This is a genomic window from Diplocloster modestus (assembly GCF_019042245.1).
GTDB lineage: Bacteria > Bacillota > Clostridia > Lachnospirales > Lachnospiraceae > Diplocloster > Diplocloster modestus.
In genome coordinates this window covers 157,385-182,230 of sequence record NZ_JAHQCX010000009.1, presented here as the reverse complement: position 1 = coordinate 182,230, position 24,846 = coordinate 157,385, and the positions used below count along the sequence as shown (strand labels likewise).

Sequence of the window (24,846 nt, the reverse complement as noted above, 5' to 3'; positions counted from 1 at the left end):
GCCCATAGCAATAAACAAAATGGAAAGGAATGTATGAGATGAAAGGAAAAGAGACTTATTCATATGGTATTATCGGATTGGGAAGGTTTGGAACCGCACTGGCCAAGACCCTAGCGGAAGCCGGTAAGGAGGTGGTCGTAATCGATCACATGGAGAGCAAGGTAAAGGAACTTCGGCAGTATACGGAAAGCGCCTTTGTCTCCGAGGACCTGAGCCGAGAAGTATTAGAGGAGATTGGAATCCAGAACTGTGATACTGTCGTAGTCTGTATCGGTGAGAAAATAGATACCAGCATTCTAACCACATTAAATGTAGTAAGTCTGGGAGTGCCGCGGGTAATCGCCAAAGCCATCAGCCCGGAACAGGGCGAGGTGCTGGAAAAAATAGGCGCCGAAGTAGTATACCCGGAGCGGGATATGGCGCTGCGTCTGGCCAAGCGGCTCTTAACCAACAATATTCTGGATTATATCAATCTAAACAATGATGTGGAGATCACAGAAATCAGCATCACCCAGGTAATCGCCGGCAAGACCGTCCTGGAGCTGGATCTGCGAAAAACCTACGGACTCAATATCATTGCGGTGGAGCATGATCGCCGCACAGACACGGAAGTCGGGCCGGACTACCGTTTCCAGCAGGGTGATATTATCGTAGTCATTGGCAAAACACAGAATGTGAAGCGGTTCGAACAATACCTGTCGTAGGGGCCAGGACCGGGCTGAGAGGGGAGCGGCTTCCGGGGATGCGCGGCAAATCTCCGGAAGCCGCTCCCCTCTCAGCCCTGCGTTATAACAGGATATATATGTTGTATGGTCTGTCGATGAAAATGTCCCGCTCTGATAAGCAGAATGGTTAGATTAGGGCTTTACACATAATCTGTTAGTTAGTATACTAATAATTAGGTTGCTAATTTATGAGAGGATGCATATATATGAATCGTATAAGGGATTCCCTTCATTTGTTGATATTTAAGACGTTTCGCGCACAGCGTAATAAGATCAGGCCGAAACTGTCCGGGATCGGGCTGTCTGTGGGGCAGCCCAAGGTATTGCAGTATCTTTCAGAACATACGGAATGTATGCAGAAGGATCTGGCCGCTTATTGCGATGTGGAACCGGCTACCATATCTAAAATGCTGGATACAATGGAAAAAAACGGGTTGGTGAAACGGGAGGATCGAAAAGAAAACCGCAGGGCGTTTCGAATCGTACTTACGGAGGAAGGAGCGCTGCGTCTGGCCGCTTGGGATGAGATCTGCAGGAGCATAGACGCAGTGAGCTTGCATGGATTTACCCCGGAAGAAGAACGGCAGTTTAAAGATTACCTGTGCAGAATGTATGAAAACCTGACAGGGAGGATACTCACATAATATATTTTCCGATCTTATGAAAATGAATATGGAAAGGGGAAGAGAGCTGTGCTTCGGCGTTACTTAAAATATTTTCATAACTATAAGAAATATCTGTTTATCAGCTGTATCTGCGTAGTATTGGAAACCACTTTTGAACTGATTATTCCGATGCTGATGGCCAATATTATTGATATTGGGGTGGCTGACGGGGATCTGTCCTATATTTTCCGAAGAGGCGGTGAGATGGTCTTTTGCGCGCTGTTGTCCCTGGTGCTGGGTATTCTGTACGCGAAATTTGCGGCGTTATCTGGTCAGGGTTTTGGGGCGGAATTAAGAAAAGAGGAATTCCAAAAGCTCCAGGAGTTTTCTTTTGGTAATATGGACCGGTTTTCCACCTCATCACTGGTGACCAGGCTTACCAGTGATGTTACTATTTTACAAAATGCGATCAGCAATGGTATCCGTCCCACGGTGCGGGGACCGCTTATGTTAATCATCGCGCTGGCGATGTCCTTCTGGATTAACGCCAGACTGGCCCTGATCTTTGTGGTGGCACTCCCGGTATTGGGCATTGCGCTGGTACTCATCATTCGCCGTCTGCGGCCCATGTACGGAAAGATGCAGCGGGCCGTGGACCTGGTGAACCGGACAGTCCAGGAGAATCTGATCGCCATCCGGGTGGTGAAGTCTTTCGTCAGCGGGGATCATGAGATCCGGAAGTTCCGTGATGTGAATGAAGAACTGCAGTCTGCCAGTGAAAAAGCTTTTCATTATGCGGTATTGAATATGCCGTGTTTTCAATTTGTCATGTACGGGACGATCATCGCTATCCTCTGGTTCGGCGGTAATCTGATTACGATCGGGGGGATGCAGGTTGGGGCTCTGACGGGTTTCCTAAGCTATGTATTACAGATTTTGAATTCACTCATGATGCTCTCAAATGTATTTATGATGCTGACCAGAAGTATCACCAGCGCGGTACGGATCGAGGAGGTTCTGGAGGAAAAAAGCGAAATTACGGACGAGAACGTAAGAGAGATCGAAGTCAGACGGGGAGACGTGGATTTCGAGAATGTCAGTTTCAAATATAAGCCGGATGCGAAGGAATATGTTCTGAAAAATATCGATTTGCACATGAAAGCGGGACAGACGATTGGGATTATCGGAGGTACCGGTGCCGCCAAATCTACATTGGTTCAGCTGATTCCCAGACTTTATGAAGTGACAGAAGGCTCCGTGAAAATCGATGGAATTGATGTGAGGGAATATCCCATGCAGCATCTGAGGGATGCGATCGGGATGGTATTGCAGCGCAATACCCTGTTCTCCGGATCAATACGGGATAATCTGAAATGGGGAAATGAGAGCGCGGATGACGCGGAACTTTTAAGAGCCTGTGAGGTCGCCTGCGCGGATGAATTTATAAATAAAATGCCGAAGGGGCTTTACACCGATCTGGGACAGGGGGGCGTCAATGTATCCGGAGGGCAGAAACAGCGTCTGTGTATTGCCAGAGCCCTGCTGAAAAAGCCCAGGATTCTTATTCTGGATGACTCTACCAGTGCTGTGGATACCGCGACGGAACAGAAAATCCGCAAGGGGCTTAACCAGGAGCTAAAAAATACAACGAAAATCATAATCGCCCAGCGTATCAGTTCGGTAAAACATGCGGATCAGATTATCGTGCTGGAAGACGGGGAAATCAACGCGGTGGGAACACACGAAACATTGTGCGCTGCGAACCCGATCTACCAGGAAATATATTATTCCCAGCAGGAAGGAGCGGAAGAGAATGGCCAAATTAGTCGCGTATAAAAAGCCAAAAAATGTCCGCAAGACTCTGAAACTTCTGTTCCGGTATCTGCGCAGGCACCTGACCGCATTCCTGGCCGTGACTGTGATGGTAGTCATATCCGCCCTGGCTAATATATATGGTACCTATCTGCTGAAGCCGGTCATCAATCAATATATCGTACCCGGCAATGTCCCGGGACTGATCCGAATGCTGCTGTTCATGGGAGCCATCTATCTTGCGGGGGCGCTGTGCACGTTAGGTTACACACAGTTGATGGTTAAAACCGCACAGCAGGTGGTAAAGGAGATCCGAAGTGATCTGTTCCATAAGACCCAGAAGCTTCCGGTCGCTTATTTTGATGCAAAGACTCACGGTGAACTGATGTCCCGGTTTACAAATGATATGGATACGGTTCAGGAAGGCTTAAACAACAGCTTTACGATGATTATCCAGAGCTTTATTATCACGGTTGGCACTTTGGTTATGATCGTGGTACTGAACGCCAGATTGTCTCTGATCGTATTTATCGCGTTTATCTGTATGTTTGCATTTATCCGCTACAGCAGTAAAAAGAGCCAGCAGCATTTTAATGAACAGCAAAAGTATCTGGGAAACCTGAACGGATTTATCGAAGAGATGGTGGAAGGCGCTAAGGTGGTAAAGGTCTTTAACCATGAAGAAAAGAATATGGAAGAGTTCAGACGCAGAAATGAGGAACTGCGCAAAGCTTCCACATCGGCATTGACCCATGGAGGCCGGATGGTTCCGGTGGTGGTCAGTATTTCTTATCTGAATTACGCGGTATCGGCTTGTATCGGCGGGCTGTTTGCCATCAGCGGCCTGATGGACCTGGGAAGCCTCTCCAGTTATCTGGTCTATGTGAGGCAGACAGCGATGCCCATCAACCAATTCACACAGCAGATGAATTTTATCATGGCGACGATCTCCGGTGCGGAACGGATCTTCGAAGTGATGGAAGAGTCGGAGGAACTGGACCGGGGCGAAATCACACTGGCTCAGGTACGCACACAGCCGGACGGATCTTTGACCGAATATCGTATCTCATCTGACGAAAGAGTACCGGTTTCCGATAAAGACAATATATTGCAGGACAGAGAAGATGAGCAGTGGGCATGGAAATGTCCGCAGCCGGACGGCAGCTTTGTGCTCCGGCCAATGCACGGTGATGTCCGTTTCCATGATGTGACCTTCGAATATGTCAAAGGGCAGCCGATCCTTCACGACATAGATCTATATGCCAAACCGGGTCAGAAAATTGCGTTTGTAGGTTCCACAGGTGCAGGGAAAACCACCATTACAAATCTGATTAACCGTTTCTATGAGATAGCGAATGGAAGTATTACCTATGACGGGATCGATATTAAAAAGATCCGAAAGAATGATTTGAGACATTCTCTGTCCCAGGTTCTGCAGGATACCCACTTGTTCACCGGGTCGATCGAAGATAATATACGTTATGGAAAGCTGGACGCATCCTATGAAGAAGTGGTAGCTGCTGCTAAGCTCGCAAATGCAGATTCCTTTATCCGACGGCTGCCAAATGGCTATCAGACTATGCTTCACAGCGATGGTGCGAATCTGTCTCAGGGACAGCGCCAGCTTCTGTCTATTGCCCGCGCTGCGATCGCGGACCCGCTGGTACTAATTCTGGATGAGGCGACCAGCTCTGTCGATACCAGAACGGAAAAACTGATCGAAAAAGGAATGGACCGCTTAATGCGGGGGCGGACGGTATTTGTGATCGCGCACAGGCTTTCGACTGTACGCAACGCCGACGCGATCATGGTTTTAGAAAATGGCCGAATCATTGAGAGGGGAGATCATGATGATCTGCTGAGGCAGAAGGGACGGTACTATCAGCTGTATCATGGAATGTTTGAGCTGTCGTAGATACGCAGATTGGGATATATTTCATTATTTTGGCATATAAGTTTACGTAAAATATTTATGTAAACAATAAGGAAACTTGACGAAATGCAAAGCTCTATGAAAGTATTTGAAAGAATAATATTTTGGATAGAGCAAGAAGAAGAGGGGCGGTGGCAGCCCCTCTCTTTATGTCATGTACCCCGGATACCCGGGCAGCCTCCTCATTTCCACCCATGGCGATCGCGTGCCGGCCCAGATAAGTGGAGCGATTGTAAATATCCGAGATATTCAGCACAAGATATGAAGTATAAGATATTAATAAAATGAAGGTTTACATAGCCAATTTTACATAGTACACTATGTTTATATTACAGTGCATTTAGTGGGATCTGTGCTTATATCATTCTGATCAAGATTGCTGGTTACGTTGTTCAGGGGCCAGGGGTTGCGGCTGTGTAATTAACAGTAATTGTTTCATACAGTCAGAAATGATAATTTTTAAATCAGGAATCAAGGGGATATTCTATGGTGAATGATGTAGATAAGAAAATGAGAAAAATAGAGATGATTAACAGAGAAGATATGCTTGAGTTAACCAGGCGCATGACACTGTCAAGGAACTCTATGACAAGGATTGCCGGAAGCTATATGGATGCTGATGGGGTAATAGATGGTACATTTAATACGAATTTTTTAAAGCTTACGCCTGTGGAAAAAGGTAAGAAGCTTGCGATCGCGAAGGAGATTCCCTTTTCCAATACAAATGAAAATTTAAAGCGATACAGATTCCCAGAGGATTCTATGAAACCCGGCAGCATGTGGCAGCTTCTCATGGCACTGAAAACTTGTGGTCTGAAGGATGATGTATTGATGGAAACCTTTTATGATTTGATCGCTGAAAGCTATCAGGCGGATCATGATTATGCAGTTTTGGTATTTCATGACCGGTATGATATCCCGGCTAAAGCGTCCGATCATGAAAGATTGTGGGAATCAGAAGAAGTATTTGAATATATGGTCTGTGCCATCTGCCCACTGAAAGGCGATTATGAGCCGGAGAAGCCGGAGTGTGGATTCCTTTTTCCGGCTTATTCCGACCGATGTGCAAAATTGAATGAGATCGATGTATTTCAGGCAGATATCAGCAGTCCTCATATTGAATTATTAAACATTTTAGGATTGTGATTCCTTCTAACTTTCGCGTAGTTTAACAGCTGTAGCTGCCTTGCGACGCCGGTTTTCGTCAATTGCCGCATAGTGTTTTCGTGTAGTATTTACATCTTTGTGGCCTAATACATCCGCAACCAGATAGATATCGCCGGTTTCCTGATAAAGAGTTGTTCCATAGGTGCTGCGAAGCTTATGGGGAGTAATTTTTTTCATAGGAGTTATCTGGCGGGTATATTTTTTAACCATATTTTCTACAGCCTGCACACCGATCCGTTTGCGCTGCGTGGACAGAAACAGTGCATTTTCGTGGCCCGGCAGCGGAGTCTGGCTGTATCTGGAATTTTCCAGAAATTCCTTTAACGCATCTTCAACTTCGTCTCCGAAATAGACAACCATTTCATTACCGCCTTTACGGACGACTTTTATTCCATTATTTTTAAAGTCCACATCGTTTAAATCAAGCCCCACACACTCTGATACACGGATTCCAGTGCCCAAAAGCAAGGTTATGATCGCCAGATCCCGGTATTTTGTTTTCTCATAATAAGCCTTTCGCTGGCCGGTCAGTTCCGATCCGCAGGTTTCCACATAGTCCAGCAGGGAAGCTACTTCATCGGGATCCAGACGGATGATGGCCTTCTCATGAAGTTTTGGCATGTCTACCAGTAAGGTCGGATTTGTCTTGATTAATTGCCGTTTGAAGTAATAAGTATAAAAACTCCGCAGGGCAGACATTTTTCTGGATAGGCCTTTTTCACCGTTTGTGATTGTTTTGGAATCGCCGTCATATACTTTGAGATATTCCTGATATTCTTCAATATCAACGGCCTCTAATCGGTCCAGATCCTCAACCTTAAAGTCGGTTGAACTGTAATTTTTGTATGTAGGGTTGTTCTCAATCAGAAAATGGAAAAAAACCCTCAGATCATAGGCGTAGGAAATGCGCGTTTTTGTGGAAGTGGTTGGTTCGATGGCCCGGAAGTAGTCTTTGGCAAATGGTGGGAGAGTTTTCAGAATTTCACGTAGTTTTAACGTATTATTGATATTTGTCTGTTCATGGTAGGTCATAGTATCCATATTATTCGTCCTTTCTTAGATAAAAGATTATAGATTCGTTTTCATTTGTTTCTTTGAGTGTTATTTTGCGAGCTTATTCTGGAAAATAAGTTTTATTGTATTATTTATTTGATCTAGGTTTTATACTTTAGGGTGATGTGATATAGGATTATGTGCTGGAACAATAACACAGTAATTAAAAAATGATATTTATAATTCAAATAAATCTGGATATATCGGCTGGGAAATAAAGTCGGTTAATAGTTAGATTATAGCAGATGCAGTTAATTTTGACAATATCTATTTAATAAACCTGTATTTGTCGTATAGATCGACCCATGTATCCCAGACAATATCCCACCATTAAAGACCTAATAATTCATATGAAAAAATAAAACCCATAGATTTACGTCAAACAGGTAAACATAAATAAATTACCAGTAAACATAAATAGATGGGCTTTGTGATATATATAGATTTTTAAATTTTTCATGCACACGCATTAAATACTATCGTTCTGCAAACGATAGTATTAGAATTCAAAGAATTCTAACTGCTCATTACTCAAAAGTCTTTTAAGTGCAGGCTGGATAAAAAATTCTTCAACTGTTAATCCGCATTCTCCCAGCATCCGTGGATTTTTACTGCCACGCTTTTGATCGGCATGATAATCAGATCCTCCGGATAGTAACAAAGTATCTTTATAGTGTTCAAAAATCTCACGCCATAGGACGAAATTAGGCCGTCGGTCTTTGCAGGTAGTCTTATCATAAGTATATCTTGTCTCAATACCGTTCAGCCCCTGTACCTGCAATAGATGGATAAAATCTCCACGATTCATGAATTTTCCGGATTGCGTGGTAATTATTTCATCTATCAGATAGGGATGAGCCAGTACCGCCAGCCCATCGGCTTCTTGTATTACCTGTATCACCCTGACTGCTTCCGGCTTCTGCCTTTTTACATTCAAAGATGGATGATCTCTGACAAACAACTTCGCTGTGATCCAATCTGAAAAATATCCCTTTTTAGCCATCGCTTCAAAAATGTGTTTTTTTTGTAGTTTATCCGGATCGATTCTGCCGCCAGGCTGTTTTAAAACCTCTTCCAGCTTTAACGGAAATCCGAACTCCGTTAACCGGTCCAATGTTGCTTTGTAAGCCTTCATTTTGCTGGCGGTACAGAAAGCTTCCAGTTCCAGCAGAGCCGGATGTGTCCAGCAGCACCCATAACCAATGACATGTACATCTTCAACCAAAGTTTCACAGGAAAACTCCACTCCGGGGATCAGGCATATCGAATGCATTAGGGCATATTGTATGATATCTGTCATTTCACCGTCGATTTCCATGGAACTAATTGGCAATACATCATGATCGGCTATACCCAATATACGGATACCACATTTTGCGGCACGTTGAATTAATTCCGGTATGGTGTCACAGCCATCACTTCTCGTTGAATGCGTATGTAGATCACAGGGATACAATGCTTTCATGTTACAGTCCTCTCCTCTCCGGCAAAGATCTGTATGTTTCTGACCACCACCTGCCGGATAGCGTCTCCAAAGGCCTGATCCGCCTCCAGTGGTGTAAAATGAGTCTTCACAGCCATATTCTGAATAGAATCCCGATAAGCTAACTTTAAGGCTGTAGATATGTTTATTTTAGCAGCTCCCAGCTGTACCAGCCGCCGAAAAGTATCCTCGGCAAGTCCGGTTCCGCCGTGAATGACCAGAGGACATTCTTCCTGTCCGAGCTCTCTGACCAGTTCATAATTTAGAGACGGAGCACCCCGATACAACCCGTGAGAAGTGCCTATAGCCGGCGCTATAGCGTCTACCGCGGTATCACAAATAAAACGTTTCGTTTCCAGAGCGTCTGCGGTAACGCTTACGGTATGAGAAATATCGTCCTCCACTCCGCTGATGACTCCCACCTCCCCTTCCACTGCTGCACCGTAGTGATGTGCGTATTCTACGATTTCTGCGGTTTTCCGAATGTTTTCTTCCAGAGGCAAGGCAGAATAATCCATCATAACTGCGTCCCAGCCTGCGCGAATGCACTCTTTTGCTAATTCAGGATCCTTACAGTGATCCAGATGCAGCGCAACAGTTGAAGAACTCCTCCGGATCAGAGGAGTTACAAAGTCCATAAGAGTCTCCACTCCGTAAAAATGAACAGTTGGAACGGAAACCTGAAGAATAACACTGCTGCCGCACTCTTCTGCTGCTTTTATAGCCGCACTTGCACTGATGTAATTAAAAAAGTTAAACGCACCGATTGCTTTTTTCTCTTTTTTTGCCTGTTTCAGGATGTGGACAAAGCGATTTTCATTCATAACCTTATCCTTTCTTTTGAAGCTCCCGTAGAAGGGAGATGCCGCCTTGGGTCGGACCGGCATCAAATAAGTCAGCAATTGTGGCTCCGATATCCGCCAAAGTTTTGCGGATACCGAGATGATTCGGGATATATTTGGAGGAATAAAGCAGGCAGGGGGTATATTCCCTGGTATGCTGACCTTTTCCAACATAGGGGTCGTTTCCGTGATCGCCTGTCAGAATAAATGCCCCATCATCCCCCACCGCTTCCAGTAGTGTGGGAATATGACGATCTACCTGCTCCAGTAGATCTGCCCACCTCTTAAAATCCTGTGAATGACCGGCTAGATCCGTCTCCTGGATATTGGCGATCACAAGATAATCATCTGTGGTTGTGATGATCTGTTCGACCGTTTGAAATATTTTCTCGGTATCCACTAAGGAAATGACCCGGGCCTGCGGACATTGGACGACATCCGCGGCTTTTCCAATCAGATAGACAGGAGTCTTAGTTCTGGCCACACGGGTCGGACACTGGCCGTTCAGATCAAGCTTTAGGCCTAAATGCCGTAGTGTTATTTTTTCATCCAATAAACACAGATGGGGAGTGTCGACACCGGACGCGCCATTTTCCCTTGTAACCATGGCGGATTCGATCTGTGTAAAGGAGAATATTTCACTGCACACCACAATTACTCTGGTAACGGGAACAATATCACGGACCAGTGAGGCAATCTCCATTACATAATCCAGGGAAACGTCCTGCAGGCTAGCGGTCACGTTTAGGCTGAGTCCTGGGGCAGCTTCCATACAATCGGCGATCATAACACAACCGTCCACGAGAACCGGGCCGGGGGATGCCTGATAGAGAACAGCCGTATGTCCGTTTTGTATCAGATATTCTATGATATCGTTGCACAGCGATTGAACCGTAATTTTTTTGTAGTTAAGACTTCCGCTTCCCATAATGATCTGGTGCCCCAGATAAGTGTCAGCCCCCTCATAACCCAACTCCATTTTTCCACAGGAAGCCAGCGCCTTCACTCCCGCTGCTTCAAGTCCGTCTGCCCGGGCGATATTTCCAAGCCCTAATTTTTGCATAACCGGAATGTGAAGGCGATGCCCGTACCGGGATACATGCAATAATGTGTTTGCAGGCTCGCACTGCCTGGACATTAAGGGAACATCCTCCATTTGTCCGATACCAAGGGCATCGACAATCAGACATATTACTTTCATAAAATGGCTCCTGTTCTAAGCTCCTGCGACCGGAAGACCAGTCATTTTCGTGTCATTCGTATAACTCTGGCATCCACAATCCGAAATTTCCAGATTTACAGCGCGCTTAAGAACCCGAAGAACAATGGAACCAAAAGGCTTTGCGCAGGCAAAATAGAAGTCCTCCAGGCCAATTTCACCAAAGTCCGCCGGCATACCCTCCGCATCGTTAGATATCACATGGATTGCGGCGATGCACATATCACAGATACGGGCCAGTTTTGCAACAAAACCTAGGGATTGTCCTACCGTATCACCGCCCAGCTGTTTATACCATGAAACCTGGGCGGCTGTTTCAAAGAGTCCGGGCGGGGTCGTTACATATACCCCATTTTCATAGATACGTCCGATTTGATAAGAATTTTCCGATGCGATCAGACAACTACGTTCCTTGATGGCTTCCTCAAGCAGGATTCGCCTTAATTCATCACAGAACGGATGAGCCAACCGCTTCCAACTGTCCACCCCGATAGTCTGTGCAAATTGAGTGGTAATCGGATTGGAATAAAGATCCACGAAATCACTTGAAATAACCACATCTCCCTGCCTTACGGTGATTCCGCCGCAGGAACCGTCAACAATAATCCTCTTCACTCCGGCTTGTTTCAAGACCCAAAATACCTGAAGGCTGTCATTAGCGCTTGGGAATTCATTTCGTCCATATTTCCATCCCTGATGCGTGATGCGTAATACCGGTTTTCCACTTATGTCTAGCAGTTTCATTGCCGCTCCGACACCGAATGGGGTGTCAAAGGATTCAAATTTTGTGACTACGGCCTCCGGCTCAATGTCTTCTGGAAAACGCATCCCCCACGTTGCAGATCCGCCCAAAGAGGCTATTTCCACGTGATCCGTTTGAAAGTGTTCCGCTAATACTTTAAATAGTTGATCCATAATTTCCTCCTGTACTTTTATTTGTGAAGCGGCTCCAGGCCGATTTCAATCTCACCGTTTAGAATTTTATCCGAGATCTCCATTACCTTCTTCTGAATATCTTCGGGTACAGGGGTATCTTTTGCAAATTCATAAGCGACGGTTCCCATTTCAGGTCCGAAAAATTTCAGAATTCCGCCTTCGAATTTACCCGCCGTAACATCTTCGATGAACATAATAACCATCTTATCCAGATAACTCACGGCACTACCCAGTTCACGGCCTTTCAGAATATCATAATAGTGAACATCATAAGCCGCATAATAGGCATCCGTCGGACTTTCAGCAATTGCCTGACAGACACCGGCTTCCGCTCCTCCGGTAGAGGCTCCAATGACATCGCATCCCTTGGATAACAGTGAAAGAGCCAGTTCTCTGCCTATCGTCGGATCTACAAATGTGTCACTATAGGCTACAGTATCCTCGATATCAGGATTCACATACTGTAATCCCTGCTGCCATGCTGCAATAATCTGATTTACAGCCTCAATGTCTGCACCGCCTATAAAGGCCACTTTGTTTGATTTCGACATATAAGCTGCGGTTGCTCCCGCTAGAAATGAATTATATCCCCGATCAATACCGAATTCCTGCAAATTCGGATAATCTGCAATATCTTGGATTTTGGCATCAATGATCCCAAAATAAATATCCGGGAAATCCTTTGCCACAGCTTTAGTAGCATCGGCATGTCCGTTAAAACTGGTTATGATAATATCATAACCGCCTTCCGCCAGTGCCCGGATTTTAGGCTCGTATTCGTTAGCGTTTACTGCCTCTACGATCTTCATCTCGATATTGTCGTGTTCTTCTCCATAAGTATTTAAACCGGCTACCATATCAGTAAGCCATTGAAGCTCATCTATGGCATAAGCAGATACATATGCCACTTTCCATACTTTTCCCGGGGCTGAATTGTTTGCCTGCGTTCCAGCCTGCTTCTGCTCCGTCGGTTCCGTCTCGTTAGTAGCTGCCGGTTTACTTGCGCAGCCAGTGACAAAGACCAGTGCCATGAGACATGCCAATACTTTGATCCACATAACCTGTTTTTTCATTTTGTTCTCTCCTTTTCTTTTGATAGACATCAGGGTTAAAACGGTGTTTTATGATAAATCGTGTGCACAACGACTTTTCACTTATTTTCTGTTTCGATGACAGTTGATTGAAGCAGCTTTCCGGTGGTTTTTGCTGTCCGAATCCGGAGCATCATCTTTCCTACAACAGGCGGCAGGATGGCGACCATGAGTGCCAGTACATAGGGAAGCATGGATAAGATCTGTACCGGATATCCTTCTCCGGACAACATCAGCACCAGAGCCTCCGCGAATCCAAAGACCAAACAGGCCCAGAATGTCCGAATAGGTTCTGATCCGGTTAAAATCAGGGCTGCGATAGCCGTGTATCCCCTTCCGTTAGTCATTCCCACATTGAAGAGGTTGGAAGCCATGGCCAGCTGAGCACCGCCCAAGCCACACAACATGCCGCCTATCGCCATAGACAGATACTGTATCCTTTTGACAGGGATACTGGCGGATACGGCTGCTTCCTGATTCATTCCAACTGCTCGAAGGGATAAGCCGAAATTAGTCTTATACAGAATGAAATAGACAAGAAACGGCACAAGCAGCGCAAAATAAACCAAGATGGAATGATTATTTAGTATAGGTCCCACGAAGGGCAAGTGATTCAGAAACGGAATTTGTATGGTGGAAAGTGCAGCACCTTCCGGCAAATATAAGCGTCCACTACTCTTGAACCAGGATACCAGAAGAAAACGTGTCAGGCCCGAAGCAATAGTAATAATGGCTATAGCACAGACAACAGGGTCCACATGCAGTTCAAAGATAAAGAAAGCATAAACCAGCATGACCAGGGTTCCAAGAAGAGCCGCCGCCAGAATTCCCAAATAGGCGTTTGCCGTGAGATAGGCACCTACAATAGAGGTAAAACACCCCATAAGCATGAAACCTTCCAAACCCAGATTAAAGATATCGATTCTCATGGAGAACAGGCCTCCCTGTGCCACCAGGATTGTCGGTGCCGCAAGTCTGAGTGTGATAGTCAACAGATCCGTTATGTTCATAATGGATTCCTCCCCGATTTACGTAAATGAGATTTCTTTTTCTTCCAGACATAGAGAAAACTCACTGTTGCAAAAAACATTACAAAACCCTGCACAACCTGAACGATTTCCGGCGAAACATCGGTAATGGTAGACAACATGACCGATCCGCTCTGCAGAGCTCCCAGAACCAGGGAACCAAGCATCATTCCCAGGGGAGAGTGACGCCCCAGCAGGGCTGCCGTTATTCCCATAAATCCCATACCAATGGCAAAGTTGCTGAACATGACATGATAAATACCAAGGACTTCAAACAGCCCCGCTACCCCTGCAATTCCTCCGCCGATCAGAGCAGAGCTTAAAAAGGTTCTGGCCGCCGGAATACCGCACGCTTTTGCAAACGCTGCATTTTTACCTGTGATTCGGATACGGTAACCCAGGACGGAATATTTCATGACAGCCGTAAAACCAATAAAAATGAAAATGGTGAATATGTAAAGTACCGGAGCGGAAATCGATACACTTAATGGTATAGATTTTGGCATGGCCGCCGCCTGGGAATCCGCGAGACGGGAATATAGCATCAAATAAGTTACGAGCAGCTCTATGATATAGTTCATCATCACGAGAAGGATGGCTTCATTGATACCAAAATAAAATTTAAGGACAGCCGGTATGACAGAGATGATAGCAGAGACCAGAACTCCCGCCATAATGGTTACTAGCAATAATAACGGTTTCGGAAGTTCCCTCAGGGAATCGTTCACAGCAACTGCGGTGAGAGCCGCCATAAACATCTGCCCCTCCTGTCCGATATTAAAATACCCTCCCCGTTCACAGATCGAAAAAGAGATCGCCAACAATAGAATCGGAATCGTATAGCGGACCGTGGACATAAAATTAGATACCGACCCGAAGGAACCTTTTAACAAAGCAGCATAAGCTTCCAACGGATTTTGATCCGAACAGATCACTACCACTCCGACTACAATCAGAGCCAGAAAGATTGCAATGATCGGAGAAATAATGGATAAGACTTTCTCTTTCATATAGTATCCCCCTCCTCTTTCAGAAGTTGTCCTGCGCCTCCCATATACAGTCCGATACTTTCCTCCGTTGCGGATGCGACATCCTGAATCTCTCCCGAAAAATGACCCTCATACAGAATCAAAATGCGGTCACTGATTGCCATCAGTTCCTCCAGATCTGCTGTGATCAGCAGAATAGCCGCCCCGGATTCCTTCTGCCGGATTAATTGCTCCCGTACAAAGTTGATCGCACCAATATCCAATCCCCTTGTGGGATGCGCCGCAATCAGCAGCTTGGGCCCGCGACTGATCTCACGTGCCAGCACAATTTTCTGCAGATTTCCGCCAGAGAGTGCCCGGGCAGGGAGTCTGCACTTCGCACCCCGGATGTCAAATTGCTGAATTAGCTGATCTGCAACAGATGAGATCTCCTTATTCTTCAGAAATCCCCATCGGCTGTAGCTGGAAGTGGTCTCTTTGCCGCATATAATATTTTCTGCTACGGTAGAGTTAAGTGATAACCCAGTAGTCATCCGGTCCGCTGAAATATAGCCAAGACCTGTCTCTCTTCTGCGGTGGGTAGTGAAATTGGTGATGTCTGTTTCATCCAGATTAATCCGACCGGAATTAGCAGTCTGTGTGCCCAACAACAAACTGATCAATTCCTGCTGCCCATTTCCTTCTACTCCTCCGATTCCCAGTATTTCCCCTCTTTTGACCTCAAAGTTCAGATTCTGAATCGTGGCCTTTCCAAGCTTTAAATCCAAATACCAAAGATCGGTGACTTTCAGAACCGGATCGGATTTGCATGGGAGATGATTTCCGACAATCAGGGAAAAATCAGACTTTCCAATCATGGCAGCAGCCAACTCTCTCTCCGATACCTGTTTCATGGAAGTAAAGTTCCCGACCACCTGACCCTTGCGCATAACAGTGGCGCAATCGGCGATGGAGATCACCTCATTTAATTTGTGGGAAATGTAGATGATTGCTTTGCCCTCATTACGAAGAGAACGAATGATCCGGAATAATTCACTGGCTTCCTGAGGCGTTAGTACTGCTGTCGGTTCATCCAGGATCAGGATCCTGGCTCCTAGATAGAGTGCTTTCAAGATTTCGATTTTCTGCCGCTCTCCCACAGACAAACGCTGGATTATCGTATCCGGGTTCAAAGTCATACCAAGTGATCTCATCAATTGCATAATCTCTTTTCGAGCCCTTTTATAATCAATGACGCCGGCATTCTTTTTTGGAGCATGCCCCAGAATGATGTTTTCCAGAACGGACATACCGGGGATCTGCATGAAATTTTGATGTACCATAGCGATTCCCATTTGGAGAGCCCCTTTTACTGAGTAGTGCTCCGGCTTACCATCGATCAGTATCTCACCCTCATCCGGTTGATACATACCGTATAGTATACGCATCAGGGTGGTCTTCCCTGCACCGTTTTCACCGATAAGAGCATGCACCATCCCATAGTCTACAGAAAATTGAATCGAATCATTTGCTTTGATTCCAGGAAAATACTTGGATACGCCTCTCATCTCGACGGCTGTTTCCATAATTCTACCTCCCGTACATATGAAATTCAGAACAATAGTTAAATAATTATACACGAGATAATATGTATTTATATTACATATCCTGTATATACAAATTAATTGACAAAAAACACAGTTTCATGTTACCGGTAGCCGGAACGAAAGAACAATTTCTTAATAATAAATATAAAATAGTAGAAATAATTCCTTTTTACGGTAACAAATGATACTGTGTCTTTGAGCTGAAATCAGTTCCCGAATATGTCAGTTTTCATATTCAAAATGTAATTTAATCCGATCTCCTCTGAAAAGCACTTTGGAGAATTCATAGGGGATTCCATCCTCCGAATAGATCAGGTCCTCCAGCTTCAATATCGTGAATTTCGGCGGCAGTTCAAGCAGTTCCTTTTCATCTGGATGCGCGATAACAGATTCCAGAGTTTCCAGAAAGCGTTTTGGCACCAATCCATAGGTGTCTTTCAAAATGACACATAACTGTTCTGTCTCCATTAATTGATCACTCAACTCCGGACAGACTTTGCACGGCAGATAACTGCGGTGAATGCTCAAAGGTTTTCCATTGGCATATCGGAGACGCTCAATATAATATACGGAATCCTCCTCTGACAGCTCCAGTGACAGTTGTATATCGGAGGAGGGCTGCTGCTTTTCAAAACGGAGCAATTTTGTACCAGTCTCATATCCCAATTCCTCCAATTGCTCCCGGATGCCTCGATAAGCAAGGGAGGAGGTTTTAATCTTGGGTTCCGCAATAAAAGTCCCTTTTCCTTGAACCCGGTACAAGATTCCCTCATTCACCAGTTTTGTTAAAACCTGCCGAACGGTCATACGGCTTATCCCATAACATTTCCCTAATTCATTCTCTGAGGGAATAGCGTGGCCGATCTCCCAGTTACCATCCTGTATGGATGTGCGTATTTCCTCTTCTAACTGTACATAGAGAGGAGTCGGTTTATTTCTATCTAACATATTTCACACCCTGCATTTTCTTTTGTATTATTATTACTTGTATATACTAGCATATATGAGTAGAAGCGTCAATAAAATCACACTAATCTGTGGCAAATAATAACAAATTTTACTTTTTTGTATTATTATAGAGACAATATATATGTATATGTATATACATGTTATTGACAGATAACAATACTTATATTATGCTTATCTTTGATATGGAGAATCAGCGAAATACAATTCTGGTAATACAGCATCATTCAGGTTATATAGTTCCGATAATACAGATCAAGGAAGGATGAGTGAATATGGGTAAGAATATGAAAGAACAATCGGCAGATCTGCTGATTGAAGAAGTTGCTGTTGTTACGATGAATGAAAGTCAAGACTACTTTTCGGATGGTTACCTGGCAATCAGAGATGGAATGATCCTGAAAGCCGGACCCATGCATGAGGCATCTGCCTGGCGCGCTCGGGAAAAGCTATCAATGAAAGGATGCGTTGCCATTCCGGGCTTTATCAATGCACATTCCCACATTGGCATGAGCTTTCTGCGGGGGCAGGCAGACGATATCCGCCTGTACGATTTTCTCGACAGGACTTTTCCGGTTTTATTCCAATCAGACCATGAGGTGGTATATTTGTTCGCCCTGCTGGCCTGTGCAGAGATGTTAAAGAGCGGTTATACCACAACCGTAGATATCATGGAACAGCTTCCAGCAACCGCGGCCGCCGTGAGCAAGTCTGGTATGCGGGGGAAACTTTCTCCTAATATTGTTAATTTCCTGGATGATACTAAAACGGATCGGCTGCTTGAAGAAAATATAGGTTATTATGAAAAGTATCAGAATTCGGCATCAGGAAGGATACAAATCGATTTTAACATTCATGCGCCTTACAGTTGTTCTAAACAATTAATGACAAAGATCAAGCAGGCAGCCCAGCTCAGAAAGGCGGATATTCATTTGCATCTTTCTGAAAATCTGGAAGAAGTAAGTGCGATTCGGGAAAAATATAGTATGACACCTACAGAGTACCTGGATTCCTTGGGAATATTAGGACCAGATGTTTTGGCCGCTCATTTCGTTCAGGTTACAGATCATGATATTGACCTGGCTAGGATTCGCGGTATTAGGGTTGCTCATAATCCGGCCAGTAATATGAAACTGGCTTCCGGATTTGCTCCGGTAGCGAAACTGCTGAAGGCGGGAATCTTGGTGGGACTAGGAACAGACAGCTGTGTGACCAATAATCGGCTGGATGCTTTTGATACTATGAAATGGACTGCGCTGATACACAAAGGTAATACCCAGGATGCAACGGTTTTAAAGGCATCAGAGGTGTTGAACATGGCGGGAGCAAAAGGAGCGCGATCAATCGGACTGGATACCATAATTGGAACCCTGGAGGCCGGGAAACGTGCAGATATCACTTTTGTCAGAATGGATGGAAAACCGCACTGTACCCCCTGGATAAAAGAACGTGCGGAAAATACTATCTCACATTTGGTATATTCTATGTCGCCGGCGGATGTGGATATGGTAATGGTGGACGGAAATATTTTAGTTAAGCATGGCAAAGTAATCGCCTTTGATGAAAAATTGATCCTTAAGGATGCTCAAAAGGCCGGAGAAAAACTGTTAAATAAAACACTCTATGCCAATTGATGACCAATTATACAATTAGAAATTTCCAATCTCGGTGGCATAACAAAACAGACACAGTGTGTGAAAAAGTACTTGTAAACTGTGCCTGTTTTGCTTTTATCAAGCACCGTAATCAAATTATAGGATAAATACTTAGATAAAGATTTATTTTACAAAATCATTAGAATAATAAGGAACTGTAATATACTGTCCCGCTTGAATGTATTCATTCTCCAGATGATTCATAGAAACCAATTCTCTCATATATCGGTCCAGAGATGGATATTCCTCAGAACAATATTCCTGTGCGATACTCCATAAAGTATCACCAGCTTCCACCTGAATGCTTTTAAAATATTTATAAGAAACATCCGGATCTGCATGACCTTCTGCTTTTACCGATACACCAAGGCTGATGGATAAAGCGGCCAATAAACAAAATGAAAATACCAAAATACCAAATTTCCTGATCAGAATGCGGTTACATCTTCTCTTCTTACTATTTCCCATAATAGCTGCCCCCTTAAAGCCGAACGTATGATACGAACAAATGTTACGAACGCATGTTCTTTATATGACTATTATAATAATCGAACAGTTGTTTGTCAAGAGGATACGAAAAAAATCGAACAGATATTCCGAAAATTTGTTTGCTATTTTAAATATATCATGTTATGATTAATAAAAATAAAGCTGATTATTATTACAACTGATATAAGAATACTAATATCCGCAGCGACACAGGAGGTTAAACGAATGGGATATGGAAAGATCACTAAAAAACAGAATGAGATTTTAGAATACATAAAGAACGAGATCTTGAACAAAGGTTATCCGCCTGCTGTACGGGAAATATGTGAAGCGGTCCATTTAAAATCCACTTCTTCCGTTCATTCACATCTGGAAACCCTGGAGAAAAATGGTTATATCCGCCGGGACCCTACGAAGCCCAGAGCAATCGAAATCATCGATGATAATTTTAATTTGGTTCGCCGGGAGGTTGTAAATGTGCCGGTTGTCGGTACGGTTGCCGCAGGATCGCCGATCCTTGCAGTTGAGAATATCGAAAATTATTTTCCGATTCCCACAGAGTATATGCCGAATGAAGAAAGCTTTATGCTGAATGTAAAAGGCGACAGTATGGTGAATGCAGGAATTTTTAACGGGGACCGTGTGCTGGTGCAGAAACAGCAGACCGCGGAGAACGGCGATATTGTGGTTGCCTTGGTGGATGATTCCGCCACAGTGAAAACGTATTACAAAGAAGACGGTTACTATCGCCTTCAGCCGGAAAATGATTCCATGGAGCCAATTATTGTAACGGAAGTTGAAATATTGGGTAAAGTATTCGGTGTATTCCGCCTGTACTCCTGACCTTCTCCAACGAACAGTCTTTCCGCATATGCTATCCATTAGACTATGACAAAAAAGAAAGGGAGATTACACAAAAACTGTGCTCTCCCTTTCTTTGTAAAATGTTTATCGTGATGACTCCCTATTTAATTCAAAATTTAACGCGAAAAACAAATTGTTGTAACATACGTTTCATTTTTTCAATATTCTCTGCACGGCGGAGACATCTAACAAATTTACTGTCTCAAATTTTCCTTTATAAAACACACCCCAATTATTAAATACACAGGGTAATTCCTTTGCTTTTTGCAGTGTATCCACTTGAATTAAGGATACAGGAATGTCATTCTGTACACAATACTGTTCTATCATCTCAATATTTTGACAGATATATGGGCACTGCATATCATAATAAATTGTCAGCTCTTTGTTCCCGATTCCTTGATTTTTAACATTTTGTGCGAACGTTGGCATTGTCCCGTCAAATGAAAGTGCAAGCAATTCATATCCATGATCGGTAGTGTCAACAACCTTAAAACCGAACTTCTTCGCAAAGGATTGGTCTGAAAGCCAGGCTTTTTGTTTCTTGGCTCCTAACATGCAAATTCCGGATTTTCCCTTTGCCTTGGCATCGTTTAAACAATACTCCATCAACGATTTTCCATATCCTTTTCCTTTGTAATTACCAGATACCCATAAGCAATACAAATAATAATAGTTGTCACCAGTTATGGGAACCCAAGCAGTGTCAAGAGGAGCATATTCAATAAAGACCACAGCTCTTGCATCTAACTTTCGAAAGACATGGCCTTCCTTTAGCCGGTCTGCAAGCCATTGCCTCTTTGCCTCTACTCCCTGATGGGGTTTTTTGCTGCGGATAATACAGCATAAATGCTCGTTGGCAAGGTTTTCTGGCGTTAAATTTATGAAATCCGTATTATTCATTTGTGCCCTCACTTCAAATGAGAAAATTTCTACTTCTAATCTTCTTTCAGATCTGCGACCTCAATCGTTCTCCCATCCCGCCAGATCCGTTCCAGATCATAGAACAGACGGTTTTCCGGGTCAAAGATATGAATGATAATATCGCCGTAATCCAACAATACCCAATTGGCCGTATTGTACCCCTCCTGGTGCTTCATATCATATCCAGCCTGATGCAGAACCTTATCTACATTGTCGACCAGCGCCTGGATCTGATTTCTGTTCGTTCCGTTTGCGATTATAAAGTAATCGGCCAGAACACTGACCTGAGAGATATCGATGATCCGGATATCCTCCGCTTTTTTCTCTTCTAATGCTTCACACGCCAGCTGTGCCATTTTCCTGCTGATATTTTTTTCGCTCATTATAATCTCCTTTCGCTTAGTTTGGGAGCAATTCGTTCAATTCGTTCTCTTCTTGCTGCTTTTTAATATAATTTATGACATCGTCGGAGGAATGTTCGAATTCCTCCTTGTAATATTCAAATGCTTTCTGAGTCATGGGGTCAATATCCCCACCGTTTTCCGTCAGGTATTTTAAAGTATCTTTTAAAATCTGAAACAGCGCCAGGTTGATATCCTCAAATGCCATTTTCCGCACCACATTAAGATTCGCGGCCTTATAGCGCTGCGGTTCGATATAATCGGCGATATATACGATTTTATCCAGCAAAGACATATTGGGCTTCCCGGTCGTATGGTTTATGATGGCCTGGATAATCTCTTTGTCCTTGATTTTATACTGGTTCATAGCCAGAAATGCTCCAACTTTGGCATGGAGCAAAAAAGGCGTTTTCCGCTCAACATCCGTCATCTGGATGTTATGCTTGATACACAGCTGAAGCTTTTTCTCGTCGGGGATACATTTGGCGCAGTCGTGAAGCAGACCGGCGACCTGTGCCTTTTTTAGATCATATTCATAACGCATCGCAAGCGCCGCACAGGTATAGGACACCCCTAACGTGTGCTCGAAACGGTCATCATCCAATACCTTGCGAAGTCGTTTTGTATATTTTTTGATATCATAATCTTTCATTTGCAACACCTGCTATCTTTCCGTTTGATAAAGATGATTCCGATAGATATACCGTTCCACATCCGGCGGCACATAGTATTGGATACTTTTGTGCTCTTCCACCATACGTCGGAGCATGTGGGAAGAAATATCTATATTTGGAGTCTTCAGCAGTTCGAAACTACCATTGAACTTAGAAGACAGGTATTCCACCTGCTTTTGAAGTTCCGGATTTTTCAGATTATATCTGGTTGCCGCCAGAACCGTACAGTTTTCACAGATACTGGCTGGTTCCCGCCATGTTTCAAAATCAAACAGCGAGTCTGCTCCCATAATAAAATAATATTCCACATGGGGGTTGATATTCTTCAGAAATTCCAGTGTTTCAAAAGTATAGGAATATCCATTACGTTCAGCCTCGATCAGAGATAATTCAAAATGCCGGTTATCGCTGATCGCAAGCTGAACCATCTGAATTCGATGGCGGATAGGCGTATACAGTGTTTCCTTTTTATGAGGTGGGTTGCCATTAGGCATGACCAGTATTTTCTCCAACCCATACTGGTCATAAGCCTGTTCCGCGATAATCAAGTGACCGATATGGATTGGATCAAAGGTTCCGCCCATAATACCTATTTTTTTATGTGGAGCTTGTCCTAATATCATAACTGTCTATCCTCTTACATGAATGCTTCGTACACATGGGTTACGATCGGCAGTCAGGGCAGCACGATTTTTTTCTTTTCGTCTTTACCCTCTTTATACAACACGATCTTTTTTCCGATCACCTGTACTACCTGGGAACGGGTACGCTCCGATATCATGGAAGCCAATTCCCTTGGATCATCGAAACAATTCTTTAGTACGCTGATCTTAATAAGTTCCCGGGCATCCAGGGCTTCTTGAATCGCTTTTGTACTCTCCGGCGTCAGGCTGTTTTTACCGACCTGAAAGATCGGATCTAATTTCTGTGCCAGGCTCATGAGATATGCTCTTTGTTTACTGGTCATAAGTTCCTCCTATTTATAATAATCAAATTCCAGGCTATACATACGTACGGTGTCCCCCTCCTGGATCCCTGCGTTCTCCAGGTCGGTTAATATCCCGCTTTCTTTCAGGAAGTGCTGGAAAAATGCAAATCCTTTTTCCGAGTCCAGATTCGTGTAGCCCAGCATACGCTCGATCTTAGGGCCTTCCACCAGATAGACGCCCTCTTCCTCCTCCGATTTTTCAACCGTATAAGGAAGATTGTTCTGGATACTCAGGTCTTCAGGGAAGAATTCAGGTTCAAAAACCGTAGTTTCCGTGCCGATCTCCTGCAGCTGTTCCCGTACATAATATAACAATTCATTAAGCCCCTGACCGCTGACTGCTGAAATCGCGAATACATGGATTCCTTTTGGCTCAAATTCCTCTTTCAAACGCCGGATCGGATCGCTTTCGTCCTGATCGTAGATCGCATCGATTTTATTGGCGGCGATCACTTGCGGTCTGGATGCGATCTCCGGGTTATAGGCACTTAATTCTTTATTAATCGCATAGATGTCGGCGACTGGGTCTCTTCCCTCAGTGGAAGCGGCATCTACCATATGGATAATCACTTTCGTGCGCTCGATGTGTCGTAAAAATTCGTGCCCCAACCCTACACCCTCGGATGCCCCTTCGATCAGGCCCGGGATATCGGCGATTACGAAGCCGTCTCCGTCGTCAAAGTCTACCACTCCAAGATTGGGATTTAATGTGGTAAAATGGTAGTTGGCGATCTTGGGCCGGGCATTGGTTACTCTGGACAATAAGGTAGATTTTCCCACATTGGGGAATCCAACCAGGCCCACATCAGCGATTACCTTTAACTCCAGCTGCACCATCAACTCCTGTGCCGGCTGTCCTGGCTGCGCATATTTGGGAACCTGCATGGTGGCGGTGGCATAGTGCATATTCCCCTGCCCTCCACGTCCGCCTTTTAATACCACCTGACGAATATTGTCCCCAGACATATCGGCTACGATTTTACCGGTACTCTCTTCCCGGATGATAGTTCCAGCCGGGACCTTTAAAATGATATCCTGTCCGTCTTTTCCATGGCATCGGCGTTTTCCGCCCTCTTCTCCGTCGACGGCCGCATATTTTCTCTTATGCCTGTAATCCGTCAAAGTATTAAGGCCCTCGTCAACCTCAAAGATGACATCTCCGCCGCGTCCGCCGTCACCGCCATCTGGTCCCCCATTGGGAACATAAAGTTCTCTGCGGAAACTGACATGGCCGTCACCGCCTTTGCCGGATCGGATATATATTTTCGCTCGATCTGCAAACATAGTGATTCACCTCGTTTCTAATATCGTTTATTATACCCTGTTTTATTTATTTTGGCATTTTTTGATTTAAATTTCAACTTGAAATAAAATAACACGAAAATTATCGCCCGCATCAACAGAATTCCTTTAAGC

At 44.4% G+C, this 24,846-nt stretch carries 24 protein-coding genes; 7 read left to right on the top strand and 17 right to left on the bottom strand.

From position 1 onward, the window contains the following. Window positions 1-38 precede the first annotated feature (38 nt). The 5 genes from KTH90_RS14495 to KTH90_RS14475 all read left to right on the top strand — a co-directional run bounded on the left by KTH90_RS14495 (window position 39) and on the right by KTH90_RS14475 (window position 6,221). Complete coding sequence (locus KTH90_RS14495; protein ID WP_158353976.1) at window positions 39-704, top strand: potassium channel family protein; 666 nt, start codon at window positions 39-41, stop codon at window positions 702-704. A gap of 227 nt (window positions 705-931) precedes the next feature. Beyond that, window positions 932-1,369 carry a MarR family winged helix-turn-helix transcriptional regulator gene (locus tag KTH90_RS14490; protein WP_238726978.1) on the top strand — a complete coding sequence of 146 codons (438 nt, stop codon included), beginning with the start codon at window positions 932-934 and terminating at the stop codon, window positions 1,367-1,369. 48 nt (window positions 1,370-1,417) lie between these two features. Then, the gene (locus tag KTH90_RS14485) at window positions 1,418-3,166 is read left to right on the top strand and encodes an ABC transporter ATP-binding protein (protein ID WP_238726977.1); all 1,749 of its coding nucleotides are present in this window, start codon (window positions 1,418-1,420) and stop codon (window positions 3,164-3,166) included. Continuing rightward, window positions 3,144-5,057: an ABC transporter ATP-binding protein gene (locus KTH90_RS14480; protein ID WP_158353973.1), complete on the top strand. Its 1,914-nt coding sequence runs from the start codon at window positions 3,144-3,146 to the stop codon at window positions 5,055-5,057. Before KTH90_RS14485 ends, KTH90_RS14480 begins: the two co-directional genes overlap by 23 nt. 543 nt (window positions 5,058-5,600) lie before the next feature. Beyond that, on the top strand, window positions 5,601-6,221 hold the full coding sequence (locus tag KTH90_RS14475) for a DUF4317 family protein (protein ID WP_158354000.1): 621 nt from the start codon (window positions 5,601-5,603) through the stop codon (window positions 6,219-6,221). A gap of 6 nt (window positions 6,222-6,227) precedes the next feature. Here KTH90_RS14475 and KTH90_RS14470 read toward each other — a convergent pair whose 3' ends face one another. The 10 genes from KTH90_RS14470 to KTH90_RS14425 all read right to left on the bottom strand — a co-directional run bounded on the left by KTH90_RS14470 (window position 6,228) and on the right by KTH90_RS14425 (window position 17,417). After that, window positions 6,228-7,283 carry a tyrosine-type recombinase/integrase gene (locus tag KTH90_RS14470; protein WP_158353972.1) on the bottom strand — a complete coding sequence of 352 codons (1,056 nt, stop codon included), beginning with the start codon at window positions 7,281-7,283 and terminating at the stop codon, window positions 6,228-6,230. A 511-nt stretch (window positions 7,284-7,794) separates the two neighbouring features. Then, the gene (locus tag KTH90_RS14465) at window positions 7,795-8,760 is read right to left on the bottom strand and encodes a PHP domain-containing protein (protein WP_158353971.1); all 966 of its coding nucleotides are present in this window, start codon (window positions 8,758-8,760) and stop codon (window positions 7,795-7,797) included. Continuing rightward, complete coding sequence (locus tag KTH90_RS14460) at window positions 8,757-9,602, bottom strand: class II fructose-bisphosphate aldolase (RefSeq protein WP_238726976.1); 846 nt, start codon at window positions 9,600-9,602, stop codon at window positions 8,757-8,759. Before KTH90_RS14460 ends, KTH90_RS14465 begins: the two co-directional genes overlap by 4 nt. A gap of 4 nt (window positions 9,603-9,606) precedes the next feature. Beyond that, the gene (locus tag KTH90_RS14455) at window positions 9,607-10,821 is read right to left on the bottom strand and encodes a phosphopentomutase (RefSeq protein WP_238726975.1); all 1,215 of its coding nucleotides are present in this window, start codon (window positions 10,819-10,821) and stop codon (window positions 9,607-9,609) included. Window positions 10,822-10,836: 15 nt separating this feature from the next. Next, complete coding sequence (locus KTH90_RS14450; RefSeq protein WP_158353968.1) at window positions 10,837-11,754, bottom strand: phosphorylase family protein; 918 nt, start codon at window positions 11,752-11,754, stop codon at window positions 10,837-10,839. Between the two features lie 17 nt (window positions 11,755-11,771). Continuing rightward, the gene (locus KTH90_RS14445) at window positions 11,772-12,848 is read right to left on the bottom strand and encodes a BMP family ABC transporter substrate-binding protein (RefSeq protein WP_238726974.1); all 1,077 of its coding nucleotides are present in this window, start codon (window positions 12,846-12,848) and stop codon (window positions 11,772-11,774) included. Window positions 12,849-12,925: 77 nt separating this feature from the next. After that, the gene (locus tag KTH90_RS14440) at window positions 12,926-13,876 is read right to left on the bottom strand and encodes an ABC transporter permease (RefSeq protein ID WP_158353966.1); all 951 of its coding nucleotides are present in this window, start codon (window positions 13,874-13,876) and stop codon (window positions 12,926-12,928) included. Continuing rightward, a complete protein-coding gene (locus tag KTH90_RS14435) occupies window positions 13,873-14,904 on the bottom strand; it encodes an ABC transporter permease (protein WP_238726973.1) in 1,032 nt (343 codons plus the stop codon). Before KTH90_RS14435 ends, KTH90_RS14440 begins: the two co-directional genes overlap by 4 nt. Further along, window positions 14,901-16,448, bottom strand: a complete 1,548-nt coding sequence (locus KTH90_RS14430; RefSeq protein WP_158353964.1) for an ABC transporter ATP-binding protein — start codon at window positions 16,446-16,448, stop codon at window positions 14,901-14,903. Before KTH90_RS14430 ends, KTH90_RS14435 begins: the two co-directional genes overlap by 4 nt. Before the next feature lie 243 nt (window positions 16,449-16,691). Further along, a complete protein-coding gene (locus tag KTH90_RS14425) occupies window positions 16,692-17,417 on the bottom strand; it encodes a GntR family transcriptional regulator (RefSeq protein ID WP_158353963.1) in 726 nt (241 codons plus the stop codon). 293 nt (window positions 17,418-17,710) lie between these two features. Here KTH90_RS14425 and KTH90_RS14420 point away from each other — a divergent pair, with 293 nt between their 5' ends. Further along, window positions 17,711-19,069, top strand: a complete 1,359-nt coding sequence (locus KTH90_RS14420) for an amidohydrolase family protein (RefSeq protein WP_158353962.1) — start codon at window positions 17,711-17,713, stop codon at window positions 19,067-19,069. A gap of 144 nt (window positions 19,070-19,213) precedes the next feature. Here KTH90_RS14420 and KTH90_RS14415 read toward each other — a convergent pair whose 3' ends face one another. Next, the gene (locus KTH90_RS14415) at window positions 19,214-19,558 is read right to left on the bottom strand and encodes a LysM peptidoglycan-binding domain-containing protein (protein WP_158353961.1); all 345 of its coding nucleotides are present in this window, start codon (window positions 19,556-19,558) and stop codon (window positions 19,214-19,216) included. Window positions 19,559-19,804: 246 nt separating this feature from the next. Between KTH90_RS14415 and lexA the strand changes: the two genes are divergently transcribed. After that, window positions 19,805-20,422: a transcriptional repressor LexA gene (gene lexA, locus KTH90_RS14410; RefSeq protein WP_158353960.1), complete on the top strand. Its 618-nt coding sequence runs from the start codon at window positions 19,805-19,807 to the stop codon at window positions 20,420-20,422. 171 nt (window positions 20,423-20,593) lie between these two features. On the opposite strand, the gene KTH90_RS14405 is transcribed toward lexA, so the two are convergent. From KTH90_RS14405 to obgE, 6 genes are read right to left on the bottom strand one after another with little or no spacing between them, the layout of a single operon-like run. After that, on the bottom strand, window positions 20,594-21,346 hold the full coding sequence (locus KTH90_RS14405) for a GNAT family N-acetyltransferase (protein ID WP_158353959.1): 753 nt from the start codon (window positions 21,344-21,346) through the stop codon (window positions 20,594-20,596). Window positions 21,347-21,381: 35 nt separating this feature from the next. Continuing rightward, window positions 21,382-21,750 (bottom strand): ribosome silencing factor, encoded by a 369-nt coding sequence (gene rsfS / locus KTH90_RS14400; RefSeq protein ID WP_158353958.1) that lies wholly within the window; start codon window positions 21,748-21,750, stop codon window positions 21,382-21,384. Between the two features lie 16 nt (window positions 21,751-21,766). Beyond that, complete coding sequence (gene yqeK, locus KTH90_RS14395) at window positions 21,767-22,420, bottom strand: bis(5'-nucleosyl)-tetraphosphatase (symmetrical) YqeK (RefSeq protein WP_158353957.1); 654 nt, start codon at window positions 22,418-22,420, stop codon at window positions 21,767-21,769. Window positions 22,421-22,432: 12 nt separating this feature from the next. After that, window positions 22,433-23,065 carry a nicotinate-nucleotide adenylyltransferase gene (gene nadD / locus KTH90_RS14390; protein ID WP_158353956.1) on the bottom strand — a complete coding sequence of 211 codons (633 nt, stop codon included), beginning with the start codon at window positions 23,063-23,065 and terminating at the stop codon, window positions 22,433-22,435. Between the two features lie 53 nt (window positions 23,066-23,118). Next, the gene (gene yhbY, locus KTH90_RS14385; protein ID WP_158353955.1) at window positions 23,119-23,409 is read right to left on the bottom strand and encodes a ribosome assembly RNA-binding protein YhbY; all 291 of its coding nucleotides are present in this window, start codon (window positions 23,407-23,409) and stop codon (window positions 23,119-23,121) included. A gap of 9 nt (window positions 23,410-23,418) precedes the next feature. After that, complete coding sequence (obgE, locus tag KTH90_RS14380; RefSeq protein ID WP_158353954.1) at window positions 23,419-24,714, bottom strand: GTPase ObgE; 1,296 nt, start codon at window positions 24,712-24,714, stop codon at window positions 23,419-23,421. Window positions 24,715-24,846: the final 132 nt, after the last annotated feature.

Bases quoted from the DNA above. Each gene is read 5' to 3' on its own strand.
- KTH90_RS14495 (WP_158353976.1), top strand. From the start codon at position 39: ATGAAAGGAAAAGAGACTTATTCATATGGTATTATCGGATTGGGAAGG.
- KTH90_RS14490 (WP_238726978.1), top strand. From the start codon at position 932: ATGAATCGTATAAGGGATTCCCTTCATTTGTTGATATTTAAGACGTTT.
- KTH90_RS14480 (WP_158353973.1), top strand. From the start codon at position 3,144: ATGGCCAAATTAGTCGCGTATAAAAAGCCAAAAAATGTCCGCAAGACT.
- KTH90_RS14475 (WP_158354000.1), top strand. From the start codon at position 5,601: ATGATTAACAGAGAAGATATGCTTGAGTTAACCAGGCGCATGACACTG.
- KTH90_RS14470 (WP_158353972.1), bottom strand. From the start codon at position 7,283: ATGGATACTATGACCTACCATGAACAGACAAATATCAATAATACGTTA.
- KTH90_RS14465 (WP_158353971.1), bottom strand. From the start codon at position 8,760: ATGAAAGCATTGTATCCCTGTGATCTACATACGCATTCAACGAGAAGT.
- KTH90_RS14460 (WP_238726976.1), bottom strand. From the start codon at position 9,602: ATGAATGAAAATCGCTTTGTCCACATCCTGAAACAGGCAAAAAAAGAG.
- KTH90_RS14455 (WP_238726975.1), bottom strand. From the start codon at position 10,821: ATGAAAGTAATATGTCTGATTGTCGATGCCCTTGGTATCGGACAAATG.
- KTH90_RS14450 (WP_158353968.1), bottom strand. From the start codon at position 11,754: ATGGATCAACTATTTAAAGTATTAGCGGAACACTTTCAAACGGATCAC.
- KTH90_RS14445 (WP_238726974.1), bottom strand. From the start codon at position 12,848: ATGAAAAAACAGGTTATGTGGATCAAAGTATTGGCATGTCTCATGGCA.
- KTH90_RS14440 (WP_158353966.1), bottom strand. From the start codon at position 13,876: ATGAACATAACGGATCTGTTGACTATCACACTCAGACTTGCGGCACCG.
- KTH90_RS14435 (WP_238726973.1), bottom strand. From the start codon at position 14,904: ATGAAAGAGAAAGTCTTATCCATTATTTCTCCGATCATTGCAATCTTT.
- KTH90_RS14430 (WP_158353964.1), bottom strand. From the start codon at position 16,448: ATGGAAACAGCCGTCGAGATGAGAGGCGTATCCAAGTATTTTCCTGGA.
- KTH90_RS14425 (WP_158353963.1), bottom strand. From the start codon at position 17,417: ATGTTAGATAGAAATAAACCGACTCCTCTCTATGTACAGTTAGAAGAG.
- KTH90_RS14420 (WP_158353962.1), top strand. From the start codon at position 17,711: ATGGGTAAGAATATGAAAGAACAATCGGCAGATCTGCTGATTGAAGAA.
- KTH90_RS14415 (WP_158353961.1), bottom strand. From the start codon at position 19,558: ATGGGAAATAGTAAGAAGAGAAGATGTAACCGCATTCTGATCAGGAAA.
- lexA (WP_158353960.1), top strand. From the start codon at position 19,805: ATGGGATATGGAAAGATCACTAAAAAACAGAATGAGATTTTAGAATAC.
- KTH90_RS14405 (WP_158353959.1), bottom strand. From the start codon at position 21,346: ATGAATAATACGGATTTCATAAATTTAACGCCAGAAAACCTTGCCAAC.
- rsfS (WP_158353958.1), bottom strand. From the start codon at position 21,750: ATGAGCGAAAAAAATATCAGCAGGAAAATGGCACAGCTGGCGTGTGAA.
- yqeK (WP_158353957.1), bottom strand. From the start codon at position 22,420: ATGAAAGATTATGATATCAAAAAATATACAAAACGACTTCGCAAGGTA.
- nadD (WP_158353956.1), bottom strand. From the start codon at position 23,065: ATGATATTAGGACAAGCTCCACATAAAAAAATAGGTATTATGGGCGGA.
- yhbY (WP_158353955.1), bottom strand. From the start codon at position 23,409: ATGACCAGTAAACAAAGAGCATATCTCATGAGCCTGGCACAGAAATTA.
- obgE (WP_158353954.1), bottom strand. From the start codon at position 24,714: ATGTTTGCAGATCGAGCGAAAATATATATCCGATCCGGCAAAGGCGGT.